General features: G+C 60.8%; 19 protein-coding genes. 15 read left to right on the forward strand and 4 right to left on the reverse strand.

Going from position 1 to position 20,959, the window contains the following annotated elements; translation table 11 throughout:
* Positions 1-12 precede the first annotated feature (12 nt).
* Both eccB and PAB09_RS02535 read left to right on the forward strand, forming a co-directional pair.
* Positions 13-1,293, forward strand: coding sequence for a type VII secretion protein EccB (gene eccB, locus PAB09_RS02530; protein WP_271034518.1), 1,281 nt, complete (start codon positions 13-15; stop codon positions 1,291-1,293).
* Between the two features lie 302 nt (positions 1,294-1,595).
* On the forward strand, positions 1,596-2,021 hold the full coding sequence (locus PAB09_RS02535) for a TIGR02611 family protein (RefSeq protein WP_271034519.1): 426 nt from the start codon (positions 1,596-1,598) through the stop codon (positions 2,019-2,021).
* On the opposite strand, the gene PAB09_RS02540 is transcribed toward PAB09_RS02535, so the two are convergent.
* Positions 1,986-3,074 (reverse strand): S8 family serine peptidase, encoded by a 1,089-nt coding sequence (locus tag PAB09_RS02540; protein WP_271034520.1) that lies wholly within the window; start codon positions 3,072-3,074, stop codon positions 1,986-1,988. The genes PAB09_RS02535 and PAB09_RS02540 overlap by 36 nt on opposite strands.
* An 86-nt stretch (positions 3,075-3,160) precedes the next feature.
* Entirely contained in the window at positions 3,161-4,552 is a 1,392-nt protein-coding gene (eccD, locus tag PAB09_RS02545) for a type VII secretion integral membrane protein EccD (protein ID WP_271034521.1), read from the reverse strand.
* Positions 4,553-5,803: 1,251 nt separating this feature from the next.
* Here eccD and eccCa point away from each other — a divergent pair.
* The 6 genes from eccCa (at position 5,804) to rpsI (ending at position 12,804) form a co-directional block, all read left to right on the forward strand.
* Entirely contained in the window at positions 5,804-9,244 is a 3,441-nt protein-coding gene (gene eccCa / locus PAB09_RS02550) for a type VII secretion protein EccCa (protein WP_442873731.1), read from the forward strand.
* A gap of 36 nt (positions 9,245-9,280) precedes the next feature.
* Complete coding sequence (locus tag PAB09_RS02555; RefSeq protein ID WP_271034523.1) at positions 9,281-10,300, forward strand: type VII secretion-associated protein; 1,020 nt, start codon at positions 9,281-9,283, stop codon at positions 10,298-10,300.
* A gap of 261 nt (positions 10,301-10,561) precedes the next feature.
* The gene (locus PAB09_RS02560; RefSeq protein WP_271034524.1) at positions 10,562-10,879 is read left to right on the forward strand and encodes a WXG100 family type VII secretion target; all 318 of its coding nucleotides are present in this window, start codon (positions 10,562-10,564) and stop codon (positions 10,877-10,879) included.
* A 95-nt stretch (positions 10,880-10,974) separates the two neighbouring features.
* Complete coding sequence (locus PAB09_RS02565) at positions 10,975-11,262, forward strand: WXG100 family type VII secretion target (RefSeq protein WP_271034525.1); 288 nt, start codon at positions 10,975-10,977, stop codon at positions 11,260-11,262.
* Positions 11,263-11,833: 571 nt separating this feature from the next.
* Positions 11,834-12,277 carry a 50S ribosomal protein L13 gene (gene rplM, locus PAB09_RS02570; RefSeq protein WP_271034526.1) on the forward strand — a complete coding sequence of 148 codons (444 nt, stop codon included), beginning with the start codon at positions 11,834-11,836 and terminating at the stop codon, positions 12,275-12,277.
* Positions 12,274-12,804 (forward strand): 30S ribosomal protein S9, encoded by a 531-nt coding sequence (gene rpsI / locus PAB09_RS02575; RefSeq protein WP_271034527.1) that lies wholly within the window; start codon positions 12,274-12,276, stop codon positions 12,802-12,804. The genes rplM and rpsI overlap by 4 nt, the downstream gene beginning before the upstream one ends.
* 94 nt (positions 12,805-12,898) lie before the next feature.
* Here the strand turns inward: rpsI and PAB09_RS02580 are convergent, their stop codons facing one another.
* On the reverse strand, positions 12,899-13,483 hold the full coding sequence (locus PAB09_RS02580; protein WP_271034528.1) for a TetR/AcrR family transcriptional regulator: 585 nt from the start codon (positions 13,481-13,483) through the stop codon (positions 12,899-12,901).
* Between the two features lie 177 nt (positions 13,484-13,660).
* On the opposite strand from PAB09_RS02580, the gene PAB09_RS02585 reads away from it, so the two are divergent.
* From PAB09_RS02585 to PAB09_RS02615, 7 genes are all read left to right on the forward strand, one after another.
* Positions 13,661-14,638 carry a DUF5692 family protein gene (locus tag PAB09_RS02585; protein WP_271034529.1) on the forward strand — a complete coding sequence of 326 codons (978 nt, stop codon included), beginning with the start codon at positions 13,661-13,663 and terminating at the stop codon, positions 14,636-14,638.
* Positions 14,639-14,800: 162 nt separating this feature from the next.
* Positions 14,801-15,358 (forward strand): DUF2975 domain-containing protein, encoded by a 558-nt coding sequence (locus PAB09_RS02590; RefSeq protein ID WP_271034530.1) that lies wholly within the window; start codon positions 14,801-14,803, stop codon positions 15,356-15,358.
* Between the two features lie 31 nt (positions 15,359-15,389).
* Positions 15,390-15,593 (forward strand): helix-turn-helix domain-containing protein, encoded by a 204-nt coding sequence (locus PAB09_RS02595; protein WP_333780190.1) that lies wholly within the window; start codon positions 15,390-15,392, stop codon positions 15,591-15,593.
* Between the two features lie 222 nt (positions 15,594-15,815).
* The gene (gene glmM / locus PAB09_RS02600) at positions 15,816-17,159 is read left to right on the forward strand and encodes a phosphoglucosamine mutase (RefSeq protein WP_271034532.1); all 1,344 of its coding nucleotides are present in this window, start codon (positions 15,816-15,818) and stop codon (positions 17,157-17,159) included.
* Between the two features lie 198 nt (positions 17,160-17,357).
* A complete protein-coding gene (locus PAB09_RS02605) occupies positions 17,358-17,753 on the forward strand; it encodes a hypothetical protein (RefSeq protein ID WP_271034533.1) in 396 nt (131 codons plus the stop codon).
* Positions 17,753-19,435, forward strand: coding sequence for a hypothetical protein (locus tag PAB09_RS02610; RefSeq protein WP_271034534.1), 1,683 nt, complete (start codon positions 17,753-17,755; stop codon positions 19,433-19,435). Before PAB09_RS02605 ends, PAB09_RS02610 begins: the two co-directional genes overlap by 1 nt.
* Positions 19,435-19,764, forward strand: coding sequence for a hypothetical protein (locus PAB09_RS02615; RefSeq protein WP_271034535.1), 330 nt, complete (start codon positions 19,435-19,437; stop codon positions 19,762-19,764). The genes PAB09_RS02610 and PAB09_RS02615 overlap by 1 nt, the downstream gene beginning before the upstream one ends.
* A 108-nt stretch (positions 19,765-19,872) precedes the next feature.
* Here the strand turns inward: PAB09_RS02615 and PAB09_RS02620 are convergent, their stop codons facing one another.
* The gene (locus PAB09_RS02620) at positions 19,873-20,730 is read right to left on the reverse strand and encodes a dienelactone hydrolase family protein (protein ID WP_271034536.1); all 858 of its coding nucleotides are present in this window, start codon (positions 20,728-20,730) and stop codon (positions 19,873-19,875) included.
* Positions 20,731-20,959: the final 229 nt, after the last annotated feature.

Consider the following 20,959-nt stretch of genomic DNA (forward strand, 5'->3'; position numbering starts at 1 on the left):
TAGGAGAGGCCTATGCCGCGACTGTCCCCCACAACAAAAGTCCAAATCAGCGGACACAAATTCCTCAAACGCCGGCTCGCCCACGGGCTCGCATTCGGCGACATCCGCATGATCCACGACCCCCTAGCACGCAGGCGCCGCTCCCTCATTTTCGGGCTGGCCGCCAGCGCCCTCGTTGCCATCGGTGCCGGTGCTATGGCGCTTTTTGCCCCAGCCGCCCATCCCGGCGACGCGCCCATCCTCAAGGCCGACAGCGGACAGCTTTACGCCAAGATCGACCAGCGCTATCACCCCGTGCCAAACCTAACCTCTGCCAGGATCATCGTCGGGCAGGCCGCACAACCAGCCGACGTCTCAGACCCGCAGCTTGGCGAGCTACCCAAGGGGTACCCGGTGGGGATCGTCGACGCCCCGGGGATCTACTCGCAGGAACGCCACGAGGGTCAATGGCTGGCCTGTCACACCAGCCAGCCTGCGACAAGCCGCACGCAACAGGCAGTCGAAGAAGTCACCGTCGTGGCCGCAGGCGTTGGCCCTGCCCAACTCAGCCTTCCCCAGCCGTTGTATGCCCGCGCCGACGGGCAAGAATATGTAATCACCAACGCCGGTCGTTACCTGCTGCCGCCGGCGGATACTACTGAGGGCCGCCAGTGGCGCCGGGCTTTGGCCATCGCCCCGGACACCCCGGTGTGGCAACCGCCTACCCAAGTCTTATCGCTGGTTCCAGAGCAGCCCTTCATTATCCCGCCCGCAACCAGCCAGCTTTGGCACTCCGCCGGTGGTAGCTACCTGCACACCGGCGACGGCTTGGTAGCCATGAGCCCAGCGCAAGCGCTAACGCTCGCTGCCGCCGGATATACCTCGACCGAAGTACTGCCAGCGCAGCTTGCCACCGTTGCGGAGTCAGCCACCCCGGTTTCGCTTCCCGACGCCCACGGCGGCTTCATGGACATAGGCGGTACCTGGAAGCAGTCAGAGGGGGAACACCAGACCCTGTGCGTTGGCTCAGATGGGGCACTCGGGGTAATGGATAAAGATTCGCTGCCTGCGGGGCAGGAGCTGGCTGGCGAGGCCGTGGCCACCCACTACGTTGGACCGGGGGCTGCGGTGGCAGTAGACACCGGGTCCGGAACACACGTGGTCTCAGAGACCGGGCGCCGGCACCGCCTAGACGACACCTCCTTAGACATCATTGGTGCAGGCCAGCCTACTGCAGTCGACTGGAATCTGTTGCGCTTATTGCCCGAGGGCAGCGTGCTGGGGCCCGCAACAGCAGCCCTCGCACTGGACTAGATTCCCGACTTCGTTCCCGTCGCGTGCAAGAGTGCGACGGGGTGAGGGGCTGGTATCGACCGCTTCGGTCAAGCGTTTCGGGGCAGGGAAGGCAGGCGTGGGACGAAAGCCGGTCTCAAGCGGAGATTGAGGCCTGTGATGGTCCTGTCAAAGTGGCCAAAGAGGTTACTGCCTGCAGTGCAGGCGTGTAGAATCGTGCAAGATCACACAATGGCAACACGAAGTTCCCGCTGCTGTCCCTGAAGGACACGATCCAGAAGCTGGTGCTAGCCCGGGGAATTGTATAAAGAGAGCTGGAGCCTATGGCCACGATGCGCGATTCTGTAGCGGAGAAAGTAGACAAGATCTCCGCTCATCACGAGTCGCTGAAGTCGCGGCGCTTCGGCTTCCTTGTTCGTCCATTGACACTGGCTATCGGATGGCTCGTCGTGACCATCGGACTGGTCACCATCCCATTCCCGGGACCTGGTTGGCTGACCGTGTTCGTGGGAGTTGGAGTGCTCTCGCTGGAAGTTCATTGGGCACATCGCCTGCTGGGCTGGGGCGTGCACAAATACGAGGCCTTCTTTGCCTGGTATCGGAAGCAGTCGCGCGCCAACCGCTATTCCATCATCACCGCTACCTGCGCGGTGGCCTGGGTCGCCGTCGGTGGCGCCACCTTCGTGGCGTGGAAGATGGGTGCAATCCCGGCACTAGACCCAGTCATCGAGGCGATGGTGTCGAGCTAGACCACGGCTAAACAGGACACAACCCACCACCATCAAGGCGCCTATACCGAAAAGGGTTACCTTCTTCGGCAGCGAAGATTCGCACACCGTTGCCGGAATAATTGAACGCTCACGAGCATCGACCGGTCCCTCCGGGAGATGCTCGATTACTCTTTGCGCGTTCACGGCACCCGTGGACGGATCCGCGGTTGCTACCAGCATTTCGCGTAGCTGCGAGGCGGGAAGCTGCGGATAGCGCTGGCGAAGCAGCGCCGCCAGACCGGAGACCACGGGCGCGGCGAAGCTGGTTCCTTCGAAATAGCTGATCCCTGCGCCCTGAAATAGACCCGAGCTCATGGTATCGCCGGTCAGACCTGCTGGCACGTAGCCCGGGGCGCTTAACCCGCCCGGAGCATCCAAGGCATAGTCGCTTTGCCGGTGAGGGTCGTCATGCGCGGTAACTGCGATGACAGTGGGGAAGGAGGCGGGAACCACCTGCGACCCTCGCGGACAGTGCGTGGCCTCGTTGCCTGCGGCCGCAACCACAATCGCTTGTTCAGCCTCGGCACGAGCTAATGCCTGTTCAAGGACCTCAAAGTCGATCGGTGCTGCTGGATCCACGCAGCTGACCACGGACAAATTGATGACCTGCGCCCCATGATCAAGCGCACGGTGGATCCCCTCGCTCATGGAAGAAACGGTGCCCGCGTGAGTGAGCTCCTCGCTGTTTTGCCTGGATGAGGTCTGGCGTACCGCGACGATTCTCGCCTGAGGGGCGATACCCACGATGCCGTCGCCGGTATCGCGAGCGGCGATGATTCCGGCGACGACCGTTCCATGCGCATCGCAATCATAAAGCGCTGTCTGCCCGCCTATCAGGTCTCCGCCGTCAACTACCTCACCCAGACGCGCTGAAGGGGCGACCCCGGTATCGATGACGGCAACGGTGACCCCGGTTCCGTTGGCAAGCGCATGCACGCCGCGCAGGTTGTCACCGCGATCCGCCTGTGCGGCCAGCGCTATCCCATCGGCGGGCGCGCCCACCGCGCAATGATCTTGGGCAAAAGCAGGCATGCTCGCCGGGGCGAAGCCGGGTAGGCCTACACCCGTCAACAACGGTGTGGCCGCACAAAGAGCGAGCAGAATCGAGTATTGCTTTTTCATCCGAGCCCTCGCACAAGTTCAAAGAGTCCAGTGAGATGCAGCGCAATCGGCAACAAGGAAAACAACGCCAACGACTCAATACGCTCCAGCCAAGCAATCGTCGTCGGCTCCAGCCGGGGAACCGCTTGTGACCACAACGGCGCCGCCGCGACAATAAGCGCCATGACGGCAGAAAGGACAATCCCGAACGCATAGGCGCGGGCATCTGGGCCAGGTGCCGCCAACGCCATAGCAACGACGGCGAAGGCTGCGGTCAACCACGAAGACCAAGTACATAACGGATGCGCCTGACGGTGCGCGTGAAGACCCAAAGCGATGAAGGTCACCAGTGCCAAGATCAGCGCAGCCCACCCACCGAAGAACCCGAGACCACAAAGACCACCCACAATACTCACCGCACAACCCACGTGGATGCCAGCATGAATATCAATGGCAGCGCGGGCATCACCATCCGGATCAGCGGGGAGATCATCGCTTTCCTTGAGATCCGCACCGGCACTGGGCAGCCGCGGCACCGCCAGACCCGCGCAGGCCCCGGCGATGGTCGTGGCTGCCTGCATGCCCACCACGCCAGCGACCACTAGCAATGCGTACAATCCACGCAGCCACTCCGTCGGGGACTGGCCAAGCTCTGGGCGAAGCAGCCAGGCCGCAGGAGTCGCCGCGGCCAACGCCACTGCCAGCGCGCCCACCGCAAAAATGGATATCGTTGCCACTGATGCCAATGGCGATCGTGCCACATGGGGCCCCATTCCCGCGGCGTCTTCGGAACTCAATGTGCCATTATTGCTAGGCCACGGTGCGGTCGTTCCACCGCGAATCCTCGTTGCCAAGAGCACCCAGACCGCGACCACGTAGAGCACCGCGGTTGTCGCACCGATGAGGAGCGCAATGGCAGTTTCGGCCGCCGGTCGCTGAAAAACATGAACCCCACCCACCGCGAGCGTCGCGGCGCATGCCGCCCACAGCGCGCCGGGAACCGTTGCCATGATCCCGCGTGGCCAAGCCACCAACACAGTGCTGGTTACAGCCAACACCGTTGCCTTCAAGGCCAGTGGGATGGTGACTACTGGGTGGGAAAGGAGAACCGCAAGTGCTGTAAGACCGATCAGCATGCTCGCTGTCGACGTGTTACTCGCAGGGCGAATGCCCTGGGCCGCATCAACGAGTGCCTCGGCCGAGTCCTTGACCACCGGAGCCGGTTCCTTGCGGCGCGGGCCAAGCAGCAGGATCGTCCCATCGGCCACATCCAGCTCCGCGATCGGAGCATGCTGGTTGAGCACACGCCCTGCGGCTGTGGTGAACTCCCACGCCGGCGAGATCTGGGGCGCCTCGATGAAGGCGAGTACCTCTGGCAACACCTCCATCAGCGTAGAGGTAGTAGGCAAGCTGATATCAAGACCACGCCTAATTCGACGGACGTCTCCTCCCAGCGCAAGCCGAATGTGAACCCGAACGGCATTGCTGCCACGGTTACCGCGGGGTGCCACAGTGTGTGATTCACGGTGGGATGCCGAGTCGGATGATGGATAGGCCGACGCCGTGGCGTTCGTGGCTTGAAGCACCAACCCCGGTTGGGGTGCTACATGGTGCGCGGCCGTTTGTGGCAATTGCCCAAGCGCAGGGGGTGCGTGATTGTTTGTTTCGCTCATGCGGGCCTCCGTGGGGGATTACTAGTTGTGGCGGATTGATTTTTGTTTGGGCACTGCGCAACAGTGCGGATGCATGCGTATCGGCGTGAGATGGATGATGGACATGGACAAACAGGTGCCTTGGGCGCAGGTGCCTTCAGCTTTGTGGGGTATGCCCGCACGGCATTCATGGGGAATACGTGCGGGTGTCTAGAAAACGAGGGACGCTAATTCCTCGCGTTTGGTTCCCGCAGCTTTGATTTCTTTCGCATTGTGCTTTCCGACGACCACCGCGCAGTGCCTCCAGTGACACTTCGTGAACCCTGTGGGGGCCGGTTTTTAGTGAATAGGGGTGGGCAGGACGCCAGTTATTCGCTAACATGTGGGCAAACGTCGCGTTGGTACACGGGGTATGGCCACCGGCGTTTCCAACCTGTGCAAGGGGGAAACGCGGTGTTTACCGTAAGAAAGCCAAAAAAAGACAAGACCGCAGCCGGAAAAACGGCGCCCAGCAGGGCGCACTTTCCAAAAAGTTCCGAGGCGACACTGCCGCCTGGCAACATGATTCGGGTCAGAAAGCACAGTTCCGGCACCGGTGACGATACCGCGCCGGGTGCGGGGCCAGGCGGGGGTGCTGTGGACACTATCAACGCCGTGAGCACTGTAGACGCAGTGGGACCCGTGGGAACGGCGGACGCAGTGCCCCTCGTGGATCCGGCGCAGCGAGACGTGCTCGCTGGTGGAGAGGCCACCCCCGAGATCGAGGTGTATGGACCGCCGGAAAACTTCGATGTTCCCGTGGTCAGCAGCGCAGAGCGCGAACCGGCACCGCCGCTACCCAGCGGGAAGCTGACCCCTGATCGGGTTCCTGAGGCACCGAAACCGCAACCCATGCCGCTGATCAGAGCGCTCATGCCACTCGTGATGGTCATCATGGTTGTGGCCATGGTGGGTTTGATGGTCTTTTCCGGCGGGCCACTCAACCCGACAGTTCTCATTTTTCCCCTCATGATGGCTGCGTCCCTGCTGATGATGCTCAGCCCGCCACAAGGAGAGGACACGGACGAAACCCGCCGGGTCTATGTCCGCCATCTTTCCGCGTTGCGGGATAAAGCCTTAAAGAATGCGCAGGCACAGCGAAGACATGAGGAGTTTAAAAACCCGGCACCCGAGGATCTTTTCGCGCTCTTGGACACGCCACGAATGTGGGAGCGGGCAGCAGATAGCCCCGACACCTTGGCCATCCGGGTGGGAACTGGGCGAGCCCCGCTGTGCACCCCCGTGCATGTCGAAGATTCCGGGTCCCCGGAAGACCTAGACCCGGTATGCGCCATAAGCCTGCGGCACACCGTTCGTGCCATAAGCACGGTGCCGGACATGCCCATCGTGGTCCAGATGCAGGCATTTCCCGTCATCGGGTTGACCGGTCCGAAAGCTGCTGGTCTGGCCCGGGCGATCGTGGCATCTCTCGTCGTTCACCACGGCCCCGAGACGGTGGGGATTGCCACACTGGGACTCGGCTTCGACTGGTGCAAGTGGTTGCCACATATCGCCAACCCGCAAGCGGCCACGATGAGCATCCTTGTCGTCGATGACACCATCGATGCCGATCAAGCCCTGCTCAACGGTGATTACACCTGCATCATCAGCGTTGGCCTTCGCGAGGGAACAGCGCTTGCACAATGGGCTGAAAACGAGGGCATTGTCTTTGAGGCGGGGCAGGAATTGGCCACCTCCACCGAGGCGGGAACGGAGATTCTGGGTGTGCCGGATCAACTCGATGGCCAAGCAGCCCTAGCCTTAGCCCGTTCTTTGGCGAAGTATCGGCGTCCAGATTCCAAGGCCGCACATTCTTCGGACCTTCGCAGGCTGCTCGGCGTGGATGAGCTGGACCAGTGGAACGTCGCAAAGCTGTGGCAACCACGCGGCGCGCGAAGGCTGGCGGTACCGATCGGCCTTAACCACAACGGCGCTCCGATGATCCTCGATATCAAGGAGTCCGCGCATGGGGGAATGGGACCGCACGGCCTGTGTATCGGCGCGACCGGGTCCGGGAAAAGTGAACTATTGAGAACACTCGTGGTCGCGATGGCCGCAACGCACAGCCCCGACGATATCAACTTCGTACTCGTTGACTTCAAAGGTGGTGCCACCTTCCTCGGACTTGATGGGCTGCCCCACACAGCCGCGGTGATCACCAACCTGGAGGAAGAATCCGCCCTCGTGGACCGGATGCATGATGCCATAGCCGGCGAAATGAATCGTCGCCAAGAGCTGCTCCGTAAGGCTGGAAACTCCGCCAATGTCACCGACTACTCCCGAGCACGCGAGCTGGATCCGACGATGGAACCGTTGCCGGCGCTTTTCATCGTCCTCGACGAGTTTTCCGAGCTGCTTGGCCACCATCCGGACTTTGCGGAACTCTTTGTCGCGGTAGGCAGGTTGGGGCGCAGCCTCCATATCCACCTGTTGCTGGCCTCCCAGCGGCTGGAGGAAGGACGACTCCGCGGCCTAGATTCGCACCTGAGCTACCGTTTCGGGTTGAAGACTTTCTCAGCTGCGGAGTCCCGCCAAGTCCTCGGCGTCACCGACGCCTACCATTTGCCCAGCCAGCCCGGTAGTGGTTATCTCAAGACCGATGCCGAGCACATCACCAGATTCCGGGCATCCTATATCTCCGGCCCGCTGACCCACCGCACCCAGCAGGTATCCGGAACAGGGCAGGTGCGCGTGTTTGATTCGTGGGCTCATGATGCGCAGCTTTGTGCCGCAGAGGCAACCGACGTAGTGGTAGACCCACGCGGGCGCACCCTAGTCGATGAAGTTGTGGAGGCCACTACCGCGGTGGCCACCCAGCGCAACATGCGGGCACATCCGATTTGGTTGCCACCGCTACCCGCGGAACTGGCGCTGGCAGGGGTGGTTGAAAACCACGGATTCCTGGTGGCGGCTGTGGGGATCATTGACCGCCCCTATCAGCAACGACAAGACGTTCTCACCCTGGATTTTCACGGGCAATCAGGGCACGCGGCCATCTGTGGCGGGCCACAGACAGGAAAGACGAACGCACTTCGCTGCCTTGTGATTTCGATGGCCGTCACGCATTCGACTTCCGACATTCGCTTCTATGTGCTGGATTTGGCGGGAAGTGAACTCGTCCGATTGCAAGACCTAGCGCATGTGGCCGGATGCGCTACCAAGCATGAGCCGGAGAAGGTAAGAAGGATCGTCGATGAGGTCACCGGGCTGATCGCACAACCCGAATCACGGCATACATTCCTTATTGTCGATGGCTGGCACGTGGTCACCGCCGAGTTCGAAGACCTGGTGGACAAGCTTTCCGCCATCGCCGCCGACGGGCTCGCCGCCCGCGTTCACCTCGTGTGTACCACGCCTCGCTGGACCGCGCTGCGTCCTGCGGTGCGCGACCTGATTACTACCCGAATAGAACTCAAACTCGGTGAAGCGATGGATTCGCTCATTGATCGTAAGCTGCAGCAGAAGCTGCCGGCCAAGCCCGGGCAAGCCCTTATCTTCAGCAGAGAAACCAGCCTATTTTGCCTTTCCGGTCCACAAGATATCGCACATGCTGCCCAGGTTACCGCCCACATGGATCCAGTGCCCGCGCTGAAGCTCTTGCCGCAGCGCCTGAGCTTGCCGACGCTTCGTGGGCTGGCCCAAGACCCCGAGGGAAATCCATCCGATCCTATTGCCACCAAGCAACTACTGCTGGGAATCGGCGGCCCGCAGCTTGCACCGATGAGGTGGGACTTCCATCGCCTAAGCCACATCCTGTGTTTTGGCGGGCAAGGCTCGGGCAAATCAAATTTCGTGCGCCTGCTCGCGCAGCAGGTCGCGGGATTGGATCGCGAGCAGGCCCGCATCGTCATGATCGATCACCGCCGCGCCCATCTCGGAGCCCTGCCGGAACACATGGTGGCTTCCTATTCCGCTGGCGCCGCCAGTACCGAAACGACGCTGAAAGACACCGTCCACACCCTCTCGCAGCGCCTCCCGGGCCCTGAGATCACCCCGGCCCAATTGGCCGCGCGCTCGTGGTGGGAGGGACCGGAGATCTTCCTTATCATCGATGACCTCGACTTGGTTCCCGATCATGCCTTGCATCAGCTCCGAGAGATCCTGCCACACTCCCGGGACGTGGGTCTGCACGTGATCGCCGCACGAAAGTCTGGCGGGGTGCAGCGCGCCCTCTATCAGCCCTTCCTCGCGGAGTTGCGCGATCAATCACCGACCGTGGTGATTCTGGATGCGGACAAAGAAGACGGCCCGCTGTTTGGGTTGCGTACCACCCATCGTGAGCCCGGTCGCGGCGCCCTTGTGGAGCGCGGAGTCGATCGTGGCCTGATTCAACTGGCGCTGGCCGAAGATGAGGCTGCATCCAGCAACTCCCGACCGGAATCAAGCTCTCCCCAGCCCGAACGCCCTTGAGACCGACTGCCGGAAAGAAACTAGGAAGGAAGACTCGTGAACCAGCAACTTCACACCACCGAGGACATCGCGCAGCTTATCGAGGTTGAGCCGGACATCGTGGTCACCATCATTGAAAACGCCACGGTCTTCGAGGGGCCGGAATCGGTGTATCGCTATGACCTGCCTGCCGTGGGAATCAGGGACGGCTGGGCGGTGCAGGCCGTTATCGATCAAATTGCGCTCATGCTGGGTGGATCCTGGCCCAATGTTGAGGTAGCGGTCGATGCCCAGCCGGAGGTGGCGGCCGTGCTTGTCGAAGCACTCCTAGGAAAAGGAGTGGGAGCCTACCGTACCGAGGTCGAACGCCACGCCCCGCCCGAGGAAGTCGAGGATCCGGTTTCACATCACCCCAAACACAAGCTTCGGCAATCACCCCGCTTTGACGTCCTGCGCGGGATCAACCCGGTCTTCGTAGCCGGGGCGGCGCTCATCGTTGTCATTGTTGTTCTTGCCTGGTGGCTCATAGGAAAATCTATGGCCCCAGATCCACAACCGGCACCAAAGCCTGCACTCATGGCAAAGGAGTCCTCACAGGTTGCTTTGCCGAGCACAGCGCAACCAGTACCAGAAGCAGCAGAAGAAAATCCCTTCGACAGCGAGCAGGTGCTTCTAGAACATGACCTGCTACGCGTCCAGTTGCCCGTTGGCTATCGCCTCGAAGGCCGCGACGATGGGATGGTGGCCGCGCTTGGGCCGGATGAGAACCTCCGGGTGTTATTGTCCGCGGAATTTGTGGGCCAGCTTCCCGGGGAGCACATCGCCAGCGAGGTGCACCACATGATCGAGCAGGATCCCGCGCTCAGTGCTTCCTCACCGACCGGCGTCGGACGCGGGGAACCAGAACTTGCCTATGTGGAAGAACCCGGCGACGGTTCCACCGTGACGTGGAGCGTGTGGGTCCAAGGCGGTCACCTGTACTCGGTTGGCTGTCATACCCGCCAGCAGCCGACACTGTCGCAGAAGGCTGCCTGTCGAATGGCAGCCGCCAGCCTCAATCGCATCGACCATGGCTAATCGAGGGGTTTGGGCAGGTCGAGAAAAAAGTTTCCTCCTGGCGAGCAGGAAGAAGGCCTGGGAGAATTACGTGTCAAAAAGTTTTCCACGCTTCGGGGAACCGAATACGAACAACTCCCGTCCATCGTGATTGTGCGGGAGAGAAGGACGCACTGGCGATGAGCACCGCTTTCCACGCCTGTGCCGCAAGGGTTCAAGGCGCTCTCCATTTCAAGGCACACCCATCCACTTCACATCCTCGCAAGAAAGGGGACAGTACACATGTCTGGACTGTTTAGAACAGAAGCCGATGTAATGGTGGCAACTGCCGCCCGAGTCGATGACACCAACAATGAGGTTCAAAGTGAACTCAATCGCCTGCGCGGCGTAGTCGATTCCGTCCGCGGCTCATGGACGGGCTCGGCGCAGGTTTCCTTCGACAATCTCATGCAGCGCTGGAATGCATCTGCGGCTGACCTGCAGGAGGCACTCGGCAGCATCAGCGAAAACATCCGCGCCAACGCCACCTCTTTTGACACCATCGAAACCGACAACGCCGCGCAATTCGCCTCTGTCGGTGGCCAGGGACTTAGCCTCTAGTCTTTCTAGGCTTGGCCTTTATCTTCCCGCACGGGACACACCCCGCCTCTAAGGCTTTCTCGCACCGTGCACACTTATCTACCGAAAGGAAACGCATGAGCGTAATTAAGTATGGCTTCGGCGAAATCGACGCCGCCGCCAGCGATATCCAGGCAACCTCCGGACGCATCAACTCTCTACTCGATGGTCTCAAGCAACAAATCTCACCCATGGTGCAATCCTGGGAAGGTTCTTCCTCCACCGCCTACCAAGAGGCTCAGCGCAAATGGGATCGTGCTGCCAATGAACTCAACACCATCTTGGCCACCATCTCCAACACTGTCCGTGAGGGCAACGATCGCATGGCGGAGGTGAACCGCCGCGCAGCGGCATCCTGGGGATAAGTAGAAGCAACAGTCCCTCAGTGGCTCGCTAAGGCAAACATCGCGGAAGGGACACTGGCGCGAAAGGCAGGCGCGCCGGAAAACTTCGCGAAACAGCTGTTGTAGCCTTCGGCGGGAAACAGACGAGGTGAATGAGAAAAGAAGAATTCTATCGACCAAGGTGTAAGGACAGGACCCACCCGAACCTCTACCGCAGCCATTCTGGAAGATCCCTTCGATCGGATTGATGGCCGCGGATAGGGGAGAAGGTGGGTTTTTTATTGTGGCAATGGCATACTCGGCCACCGCCACTACCCGGCGTTGGGATTTTTCACTAGGTTCCCTAGCTCAACCCGAAAGGTGCATGAGTTGAATACAAAAGGAAATTTGGGAAAAGCGGCCCATATGGCGTAAACTTGCTCAATTGTGTGTATAGGGCGCATTGCTGTCGCTCGACCTTCTTGCTTGCGAGGGTGTTGGTGCAGCTAAGCGCAGTCGCATGGGAGCGGGTCACCACCGGCCGCCGCTGCCAATAGCTTCTATACGCGCCTTGGCTGGCAGTTTACTTAGACAGACTTATTAAGGAGTCAATGTGTCTACTTACCACCCGAAGAGCGGTGACATTACCCGCAAGTGGTACGTCATCGACGCCACTGACGTGGTGCTGGGTCGCCTGGCTTCCCAGGTTGCTGACCTGCTGCGCGGCAAGGGCAAGCCACAGTTCGCACCGAATGTTGACTGCGGCGACCATGTCATCGTGATCAACGCTGACAAGATTCACGTTTCTTCCAACAAGCGCGATCGTGAGATGCGCTACCGCCACTCCGGTTACCCGGGTGGTCTGAAGTCCTTGACCCTTGGTCGCTCCCTGGAACTGCACCCAGAGCGCGTCATCGAGGAGTCCATTCGTGGCATGATGCCGCACAACAAGCTGAGCCGTGCATCCGTGAAGAAGCTGCACGTGTTCGCGGGTTCCGAGCACCCATACGCAGCTCAGAAGCCAGAGACCTTCGAGATTAAGCAGGTGGCACAGTGACCGAGCAGAACGTAAACGACAACTTCGAGGTTGAGGCAGCTGAGGTTGCCGCTGCTACCGAAGAGTTCACCAACACCATCGGCGAGGCTATCGCCGCTGAGGCTGCCACCGAGGTTGAGGCCGCTGCGCCGGTCTACCACGAGGGCCCCATCCAGACCGTCGGTCGTCGTAAGCGCGCTATCGTGCGTGTTCGCCTCGTCGAGGGCTCTGGCCAGATCGTCTGCAACGGTCGTCCGCTGGAGGAGTACTTCCCGAACAAGCTGCACCAGCAGCTGATCAAGGCTCCGCTCGTTCTCATCGATCGCGATGGTCAGTTCGACATCCACGCTAACCTGCGTGGTGGCGGCCCGACCGGCCAGGCTGGTGCTTTCCGCCTCGCTATCGCTCGTGCGCTCAACGTCTACAACTCCGCTGACCGCGCTGCCCTGAAGAAGGCTGGCTTCCTCACTCGTGACGCTCGTGCCGTCGAGCGCAAGAAGGCCGGTCTGCACAAGGCACGTCGTGCACCGCAGTACTCCAAGCGTTAATATTTCTTTTCGCTTACGCCAAGGCCGCTTCCCTGTGGGGAGGCGGCTTTCGCCGTTGTGCGGCTACTTTTTTGCTTGCCGACGCCTACGGGCCCTAGCCCGCGTTGTTGCGGCGGGCGTTCATCCGGGCGATGGACTCGGCGACGTGTCCGCGCATGATGAATTCAATGTTGCCCACCAGCGTTTCGGGGTCGTCCTTCATGCCTTGGGCGAGCCAATGCACGAGGTGCCCGACCACCGCTAGGGTGTAGTGGTCGATGAGGAACGTGCGGTCGGTGTCGTGTAAGGACTCGTGGGGATCGAGGTCGTCGACCACCGCAGTCATCATGACCCGTAGGGATCGGAAAAAGAACCGCTCCGCGCGGTCCAACTCAAGCGACGCGAGCACCGCCTTGGTCTGGGGGCGGTGCTCAAAAAGGTAGGCCAAAAGCTTGTCAAAACCTTGGGCCCATGCCTCATAGGATGCGTGGCGATAGATGTGGTCGGAAATTTCGGTCTCGAAGACCCAAATCGCACAATCGCGAACGTCGTCGAAATGATAGTAGAAAGCCTGGCGGGTCACCCCTGCGGTGCGCGCGATGTCGGTGACGGTCACGCGGTCGAGGTCCTTGTGCTCGAGCAGGCTCTTGAGTGCCTGCCCGAGCAGTGATTTGGCGTCAGGGCGGGGTTCTTTACACATTTGAAAAACTGTCTATGTACAGGCAAAACGGATGAAATTAGGCTAATGATTGTCCATCGGGCGAGGCTTTTGCCACATGTTCAATCAAAGTGAGTGAATCCTTTGTGGTGCGACAACGAAGGCCAGTGCCCACCACCCCGCGCGCTGGCGCGGGACTTAAGTTCAAGGGAGCTTGCCATGTTCTTGTTTGACACCATACCGTGGTATTCCTGGCTGGCCTGGTTCGTCGTGCTCGGCGCGCTGATCGGTCTCAATGAGATCGGCCGGCGCTGGCGTCCGGCGGCCTGGGGACTGTTTATCGTTTTGCCTATAGTCCTCACTGTCTTCGTGTGGCCCCACACGGCTGGCGAGGGCTCATCCACCGGCACCTGGTTCCACTGGGTGAAGGTTTATTCGGCGCTCGCTGGCGTGCTGGGGTTTATGGCCCTGCGTTATCATCCCAAGCTTGCCGCGAATAAGTGGGCGCTGGCCTTCCCGCCAGCCATCCTTGCACTGAACATTCTTGAGGCTTGTATTCGTGATTTCCAGGTCGGCGCGATGGGTGCCAACGGCATGGTCGACGGCGTGTATATGGTCTCGGGTTCGTGGAATTACATGAACGGCGTTGCTGGCCTGCTTAACTTGGTCACCATCTGTGGCTGGGCAGGTATCATCATCTCCCGGGGCCCAGCCAAGGACATGATCTGGCCGGATATGCTGTGGTTCTGGATCATCGCCTACGATCTGTGGAACTTCGCCTACGTCTATAACTGTGTCGGTGATCACTCCTTCTACGCGGGTGCCGCGCTGTTAATCTCCTGCACGATCCCGGCCTTCTTCATCAAGAAGGGTGCTTGGCTGCAACACCGCGCCAATACTCTGGCGCTGTGGATGATGTTTACGATGGCCGTGCCTAGCTTTGTCACTGACTCGAAGTTCGCGGTCGCGGCATCGCACAACGAATCTGCCTTGTTTGCCGTCTCCTTTATCGCCTTGGCTGCCAACATCGCCGTCGCGGTGTATCAGATTCGTACCATCCGTACGCATAGGCTTAACCCGCTTCGCGATGAGCTCTACACCGATCACGCAGCTTATCAAGAGGTGCGTGGCGCCAATATCGCGGTGCCGGAGTCCTTCGAGGTGCGCGAGATGCACCGTCCGCCCGCCTTCCACTAGTTCCTTTTCCCGCCGCCACCCTTGTGGGTGGCGGTTTTTGCTTGCCGACGCCTACGGTGTGCGCCGGCCACCCCTTGCCGGACATAATGAATAGCGATAATATCGTTTATCGTAAGTAATGTTATTCATTATGTTCTGGCTCGGCGGAAAGGATGGCAGACAATGGGACACGCTGGTGAGAATGCTCGACATGGCAGGCATACGTGGAAGATGTCGTGGGATGTGACCGTGATCGGTGCGGTCACCACGTGCTTCCTGGTGGTCTATGTGTTGAATGTGCTCGTGGATCGCTCCTTTCACACCGAGCTCAGCCCGGCCGTGGCCGGCGGGCTCACCTTTGAGGTCACGGCGGGCGGTCCCTTCGGCTACCTCATGGCCGGGTTCGTCATCAAAGCACTCAGTCTCGGGGTCGCGATCGCGCTCATGTGGATCATGCTCAACCGGATAAAAAGGGGGCAGCTGTACTCTGAAAGCACTGCCCGCCTGGCCGGGGGAACCTCCGGCGCGATGCTTGCGTGGCTGCTGGGAAATTTTGTGGAGAACATGGGTAATAACTTCGCCGCCTCCCGCCTAGGGATTGGCGACCAATGGAGCGGCCCGCTGCTGACCAACACCTCGGTAATGGTCATCGTCTTCCTCCTGATTGCGATGTTGTATGTTCTCCAGCAGGCAATTAGGAACGCGCTTGGCATGCAGGAGGACATCGATGGCCTTGTCTAGTGTGGATGGCGGGCGAGGCGGCGACACCGGCATGGGGATCAACTGCCTTCTCGGCGAGCTCTTGGACAAACGAGGAATGACCTTGACGGAGCTTTCTGAACGGGTGGGCGTATCGGTGGTCAACCTCTCGAAGCTGAAGAACAATCATGCCAAGGCCGTGAGGTTTTCTACGCTGCTTGCGATTTGTCAGGCACTTGACTGCCAGCCGGGGGACCTGCTGGTCTTAGACGATTGAAATCGCGGTAGCGTCTAACTCCCCGCAACCCACGAGGGTAGGAAAAGCGCACCATAATGGGGCGCGGTGGGCGTCGGCAAGCAAGGCAGTGAAACGATGCTTGTTCGGTCAGCGCCGATCGGCAGAGTACGCGGGCCCGCATGGCCTACCAATGATGGCGTGTGGGAACTTGGGTCCGCGACGTTCAGGTATATCTCAGTTGCGGTGATAGCATTAGTCTTTATGACTCGACTCTTTGGAACCGACGGTGTCCGTGGCCTAGCCAATAAGAATCTCACCGCCTCGCTCGCGCTGCGGCTTGGCTCAGCGGCCGCCCACGTTCTCACCGCCGACCATGCTTCCTCCAAGCGACGTCCCCTAGCGGTTATCGGCCGAGATCCACGTGTTTCCGGCGAGATGCTGGCAGCAGCGCTGGCCGCGGGTATGTCCAGCCGCGGCGTCGATGTCTTGCGCGTGGGCGTGCTGCCCACCCCGGCTGTGGCTTACCTGACGGACTTTTACGGCGCCGACATGGGTGTCGTGATTTCCGCATCGCACAATCCCATGCCCGACAACGGCATCAAGTTCTTCTCCAAGGGCGGGCATAAGCTGCCCGACTCGGTCGAGGACGAGATCGAAAAGGCCATGGGTTCCCTTCCCGAGACCGGCCCCACCGGCCATGGCATTGGCCGCGTCATCGAGGAGGCCGTCGACGCCCAAAAGCACTATCTCGACCACCTGGCTCAGGCCATGCCGCGCAAGCTCAGCGGCATCAAGGTCGTCGTGGACTGCGCTAACGGCGCCGCCAGCGATGTGGCCCCCATGGCCTACGCTGCCGCTGGCGCCGAGGTCATCGCCATCCACAATTCCCCGAACGCCTACAACATCAACGACAATTGCGGTTCCACCCACATTGAGCAGGTGGAGCAGGCGGTCGTGGAACACGGCGCCGACCTGGGCCTTGCTCACGACGGTGACGCCGACCGTTGCCTGGCCGTGGATGCGCATGGCAACGTCGTCGACGGCGACCAGATCATGGCCATCCTCGCCCTGGCGATGAAGGAAAACGGTGAGCTGCGCAAGTCCACGCTCGTCGCTACCGTCATGAGCAACCTCGGATTGCGCTTGGCGATGGACGAAGCGGGCATTACATTGCGCACCACCAAGGTCGGTGATCGATACGTGCTCGAAGACCTCAACGCGGGCGGCTTCAGCCTCGGCGGTGAGCAGTCCGGCCACATCGTCATGCCAGACCATGGCACCACCGGCGACGGCACTCTTACCGGCCTGGCGTTGATGGGGCGCATGGCGGAGACCGGGCTCCCGCTGGAAGTGCTCGCCCAGGCCATGACCGTGCTGCCGCAGGTCCTCATCAATGTTCCAGTGTCCGATAAGACGCGCATCGAGTCCGACCCCAGCGTTGTCGCGGCTATCGAGCGTGCCGAGACCGAGCTGGGCAACACCGGCCGCGTGTTGCTGCGCGCCTCCGGCACGGAGGAGCTGTTCCGCGTCATGGTTGAGGCTGCGAGCGAGGAACAGGCTCGCGCGATTGCCGCCGATCTCGCAGCAATCGTCGCGAAGGTCTAATACTACTCGCTTACCTTTAGGCCGCCATTCGAGCCAAGGTCAGCGACTATAGACGTCGGAAAGCACAATGCACAAGCCCTGAAAAGATTTCAGGGCTTTTTGCCTGCCTGGGGAACCAAACGGGGTGTGAGTGCGTCTGTTGCCGGGGAAGGATTCGAAAAGCAATCCCACGTGATACCCCACAGAAAGGCAGCTGCTATGCCCCCTTTGAACCCCCATGTTGTAGGCAGGCCGCCTGTTTCCCGACTGCCTGGCGCAGCCGGTATCCATGTCGACGGCGAGGAAGCGAAGCAAAGGCTAGAAAACTTCGTCGAAGACATTGCCCACGACTTGGTAGCCCACCTGCGCCACAAGCCCCACTTGGACCCTTTGAGTTTTGGGCGCGGCTACAGCGAATACGCCACCGAGTTTCACCATCTGCTCGAGCAACTTCATGCCCGTATGACCGGGGAGTTAGAAAACCTGCGTGCCGGCGCGGAGACCGCGCTGCGGCACGTAGGTGAGCTCATTGCGCACGACCTTTCTCACGCGCATCAGTTGGATTCTCGGCCCTACAACGTGGTCGTGCCCGCCGACGACGGATCGGGGGAGTAATGGGTGCGCTGATTCAATTCCTCACCCGTGTGTTTCTGGGCAGCTCAGGGCGCCTTGCGGCCTCATCCGGCGGTCGGGTGGCCACGCGGGGGCTGTCCTCAAGGCTGGAGAATCTATTGGGGAAGTCCTCTGGCATTGACCTCGGCGGCTTGTTGTCCGCGTCGAAGAAGTCCGAGCTTATCGACAAGCTTCCCGACTCTATCGGCAAACCCGGAAGTCAAGTGGTCGAGACGATCAAGGATATCTTCGAAAGCATGGCGGCCGCGGGGCTGTGGGACCTCATCACGTGGGTTTTCGATGAGGTATTTCGCAATGAAGATGTCGAAGACGAGGCGCGAGATGCCGCCGATGCCGTGGATAGAATCAACGCTGAGGCCGAAAGCCAGTGCCAGCACGTGGCTGAAGAACTACAGCGGATCGCTGGTGAGATCGCGAACGTCCTCGACAGCATCGACCCGCAGGAACACCCCGAGGCCTACGCGCAGCTGTGTGCCCTAGCCGAAAGCATCTTGCAGGAAGCCGATGCCGCGCTTACCGACGTCGCCAGCGCCTACGACGATGCGTTGTGCGGCTGCTTCCAGCACCTCAACGATGCCACCCGGGCAAAAGTGGAAGCCCCGAAGAACCAAGCCCCTGCGGCCTGCGACGCGAACACGACTCCCGCATCGTGCGGTGATGGATCCTCAGTAGGGGCTTCGGCTGGTTCGGCTGCCTCCGGCGGGGGAGCGGTGAGCTCGGTAACGCCGATGACCCCGACCACACCGGCCTCGGTGGACGCCGGATCGACCGCCTCCACGGGTAGCAGCAGCGGTTCTAGCGCCTCACCTCCCGCACCTGCCAAGCCGATGGAACCACCTGCTGCGACACCACCGCCTACGGCTTCGACACCTGCTACCCCGGTGCCTCCAATTCCTAAGGATCCCACGCCTCAGGCGCCAACAACCCCCGCAGCCACAACGCCGTGCCCGCCGGAGAAGGCTGCTGAGGAGGCCACAGAGGAGTGCAAGCCGCTAACTTCCAAGCCAGCGGTTAAACCCGAACCCAAGCCTGAGCCGAAACCAGTGGTGGAAACAAAGCCTGCGTCTGTCACTGCAAGCCCAGACTCCCGGAGTCCGGAAACCCCAACTGCTGGGACCCCACCTACTGGGACCCCAAGTGTTGCAAACACCGAGTGTGAGCCGCAACCTGCGGAAGCCAGCGTGGATGATTGTGCCGAAGATGCGGCAGCACAGGAGGCAGAGGAGGCAAAGGACGCTGATGCTAAGGCAGAAGCAGAAGTTTCGGCGGAGGCTACAGCAAAGGCACAGGCGGACGCCAGTTGTGGAATCCTCGGGCTCGTCGGGGTAGGAATTGCCGTCATCGGCATTGGATGGTTCATTCATGAAGCAAGCCAATGGATTGCCGAGCTACCTCAACCTGAGGCACCACCTGCGCCGCCAGCGCCACCTGCGCCAGAACCACCGGCACCCGCGCCGACAGCGCCTCCCGTATCAACGCAGGAGCCACCGCCACCTGCGGCGAAGGTGGCCCATATGGGAGGAGGAAACGTTGTTCCAACTCCCGCACCGGCGCCTGCACCCGCACCTGCTCCGGCTCCGCAACCGGTGGCAGCAGGCGCCTCAGCGGGCCCAAACGACGCAGGATTGTCATCAGTAAAGATTCGTAAGGCAGGAGGCTGGTAATGGACTACGAAGAGTTCGTACGAATTTTCCGGGCACGTGCCGCAGCACGGATGGCTGAGTTCGACGCCCGCATCGCAGAAGCCGATAAACACCTCTCCGCTACTCGTGCCACTGTCGGAAAAGCTGCGAATAAGACTGCCAAGAATAACCCCGCCGCTCACAACGGCCCTAGCAATGCAGATGTCCATCCACCTGCAAGCACAATGCCGAGTGGTCAAACGAACGCACCATCGGGTATCAATCAAACCTCCGGCGAACCCCAGCGCCTTCGCCATGCCGCACCGACGGGCAAGACGCGTGCGCGAAAAGTCAAACGCATCATGGGTTAGGAAACAAGGCCAGTGCTGGACCTGGCCCCAGGAAGCGGAAAGGCCCGCAACCTTATGCATTATTGCGATAAAGGTGGCGGGTCTGTGGCTTCGTGTGCCGGGAAAGTTCTAGCTGACAAACGGCATCGGACCGGCGGCAAGATTTGCGCCGTTTGCCCTTTGCTCGAGCTCCTGCGGGGTGTAGCTGCGAAGCTTCTTTGCTTCGGCGTGAGGCGAGCTAAAACCAGCGTAGTGGCGGCCACCCTCAAACTGGTGCAACAGGTAACCGGTCAGGACGCCACGAACCGTCTCACGTGGTGCAGCTCTGAGGCCACCGAGTCCGGTGAGCAGTTTGAACATGGTGTCCTCTGACAGCGTGAGGTGGTTGGCGTTGTCGACCTCGAAGTAGGTGCAGCTTCCGCCCCACGATTGGGCAATCTTCGGGGCATTGCCGAAGTCCAGGAAGGGAGATTCATTCGATCCGATGACCAGGCCCGGCATGGTCAGCTGCGAGGCTGCGACCACCGGGGAGGGGACGGTCTGCGAGGGATAAAGGGCAGCAACGGCGGTCAGGCTGGGGCGTCCGACCGCTGCAAGGATGGCCGCCGAGGCCCCCATGCCGTGGCCGACCAAGCCGAGGCGACGCGGGGCAACGGTGACGTTGCCCGTGCCCAAACGAACCCCCGCTAGGATCTGCAGGGTGGTCTCAAGATCAGCGGCAAAACCACGGTGGTCTGGTGCGATGCCCTTTTCGGTATTTGGCGCGGCCGCAACGATGCCCCATGAAGCCAGATGGCGAAGAGTGCCCTCGTAGGAAGAGATGTCCTTCATCCAGTCGTGGCCGAAAGCGACCGCGGGCAGCCCTTGTCCCTCGGCGGGGGCATAGACCTTTCCCGGAATACCGGCATAATCAAGGTCGCCGACGAGGACTCGGTGCGGACCCCGCTTGGACAGTTTCGACAGTTGCTTATTCAAGTTCTCAGCCACATCACTAAGGATAGTTCAAAGCCCGCAGGCGTAGGTGCCAAGCATTCCTTTAGCTTGACTGGCTGTCAGGAGCTGAATTCTCACCTTCGCCTTTAGTATGTTGTCCCCCTGTCATCACCGCAATGGTACGGGGAGGTTCTTTGATGCGAAGGTGGGGCGTCGGCAAGCAAAACGCTGTGGGGTGCCCAGCGGGATGGGTGCCTAGGGCGTGCGGGCAGGTGGACGTCGG

Source organism: Corynebacterium sp. SCR221107, assembly GCF_027886475.1.
Classification (GTDB): domain Bacteria; phylum Actinomycetota; class Actinomycetes; order Mycobacteriales; family Mycobacteriaceae; genus Corynebacterium.

Excerpts from the sequence above, each read along its gene's own strand:
- PAB09_RS02590 (WP_271034530.1), top strand. The coding sequence starts at position 14,801 with ATGGGACACGCTGGTGAGAATGCTCGACATGGCAGGCATACGTGGAAG.
- PAB09_RS02595 (WP_333780190.1), top strand. The coding sequence starts at position 15,390 with ATGGGGATCAACTGCCTTCTCGGCGAGCTCTTGGACAAACGAGGAATG.
- PAB09_RS02605 (WP_271034533.1), top strand. The coding sequence starts at position 17,358 with ATGCCCCCTTTGAACCCCCATGTTGTAGGCAGGCCGCCTGTTTCCCGA.
- eccCa (WP_442873731.1), top strand. The coding sequence starts at position 5,804 with ATGATGGCTGCGTCCCTGCTGATGATGCTCAGCCCGCCACAAGGAGAG.
- PAB09_RS02580 (WP_271034528.1), bottom strand. The coding sequence starts at position 13,483 with ATGTGTAAAGAACCCCGCCCTGACGCCAAATCACTGCTCGGGCAGGCA.
- PAB09_RS02610 (WP_271034534.1), top strand. The coding sequence starts at position 17,753 with ATGGGTGCGCTGATTCAATTCCTCACCCGTGTGTTTCTGGGCAGCTCA.
- PAB09_RS02585 (WP_271034529.1), top strand. The coding sequence starts at position 13,661 with ATGTTCTTGTTTGACACCATACCGTGGTATTCCTGGCTGGCCTGGTTC.
- PAB09_RS02565 (WP_271034525.1), top strand. The coding sequence starts at position 10,975 with ATGAGCGTAATTAAGTATGGCTTCGGCGAAATCGACGCCGCCGCCAGC.
- PAB09_RS02615 (WP_271034535.1), top strand. The coding sequence starts at position 19,435 with ATGGACTACGAAGAGTTCGTACGAATTTTCCGGGCACGTGCCGCAGCA.
- PAB09_RS02560 (WP_271034524.1), top strand. The coding sequence starts at position 10,562 with ATGTCTGGACTGTTTAGAACAGAAGCCGATGTAATGGTGGCAACTGCC.
- PAB09_RS02540 (WP_271034520.1), bottom strand. The coding sequence starts at position 3,074 with ATGCCTGCTTTTGCCCAAGATCATTGCGCGGTGGGCGCGCCCGCCGAT.
- PAB09_RS02535 (WP_271034519.1), top strand. The coding sequence starts at position 1,596 with ATGGCCACGATGCGCGATTCTGTAGCGGAGAAAGTAGACAAGATCTCC.
- glmM (WP_271034532.1), top strand. The coding sequence starts at position 15,816 with ATGACTCGACTCTTTGGAACCGACGGTGTCCGTGGCCTAGCCAATAAG.
- eccB (WP_271034518.1), top strand. The coding sequence starts at position 13 with ATGCCGCGACTGTCCCCCACAACAAAAGTCCAAATCAGCGGACACAAA.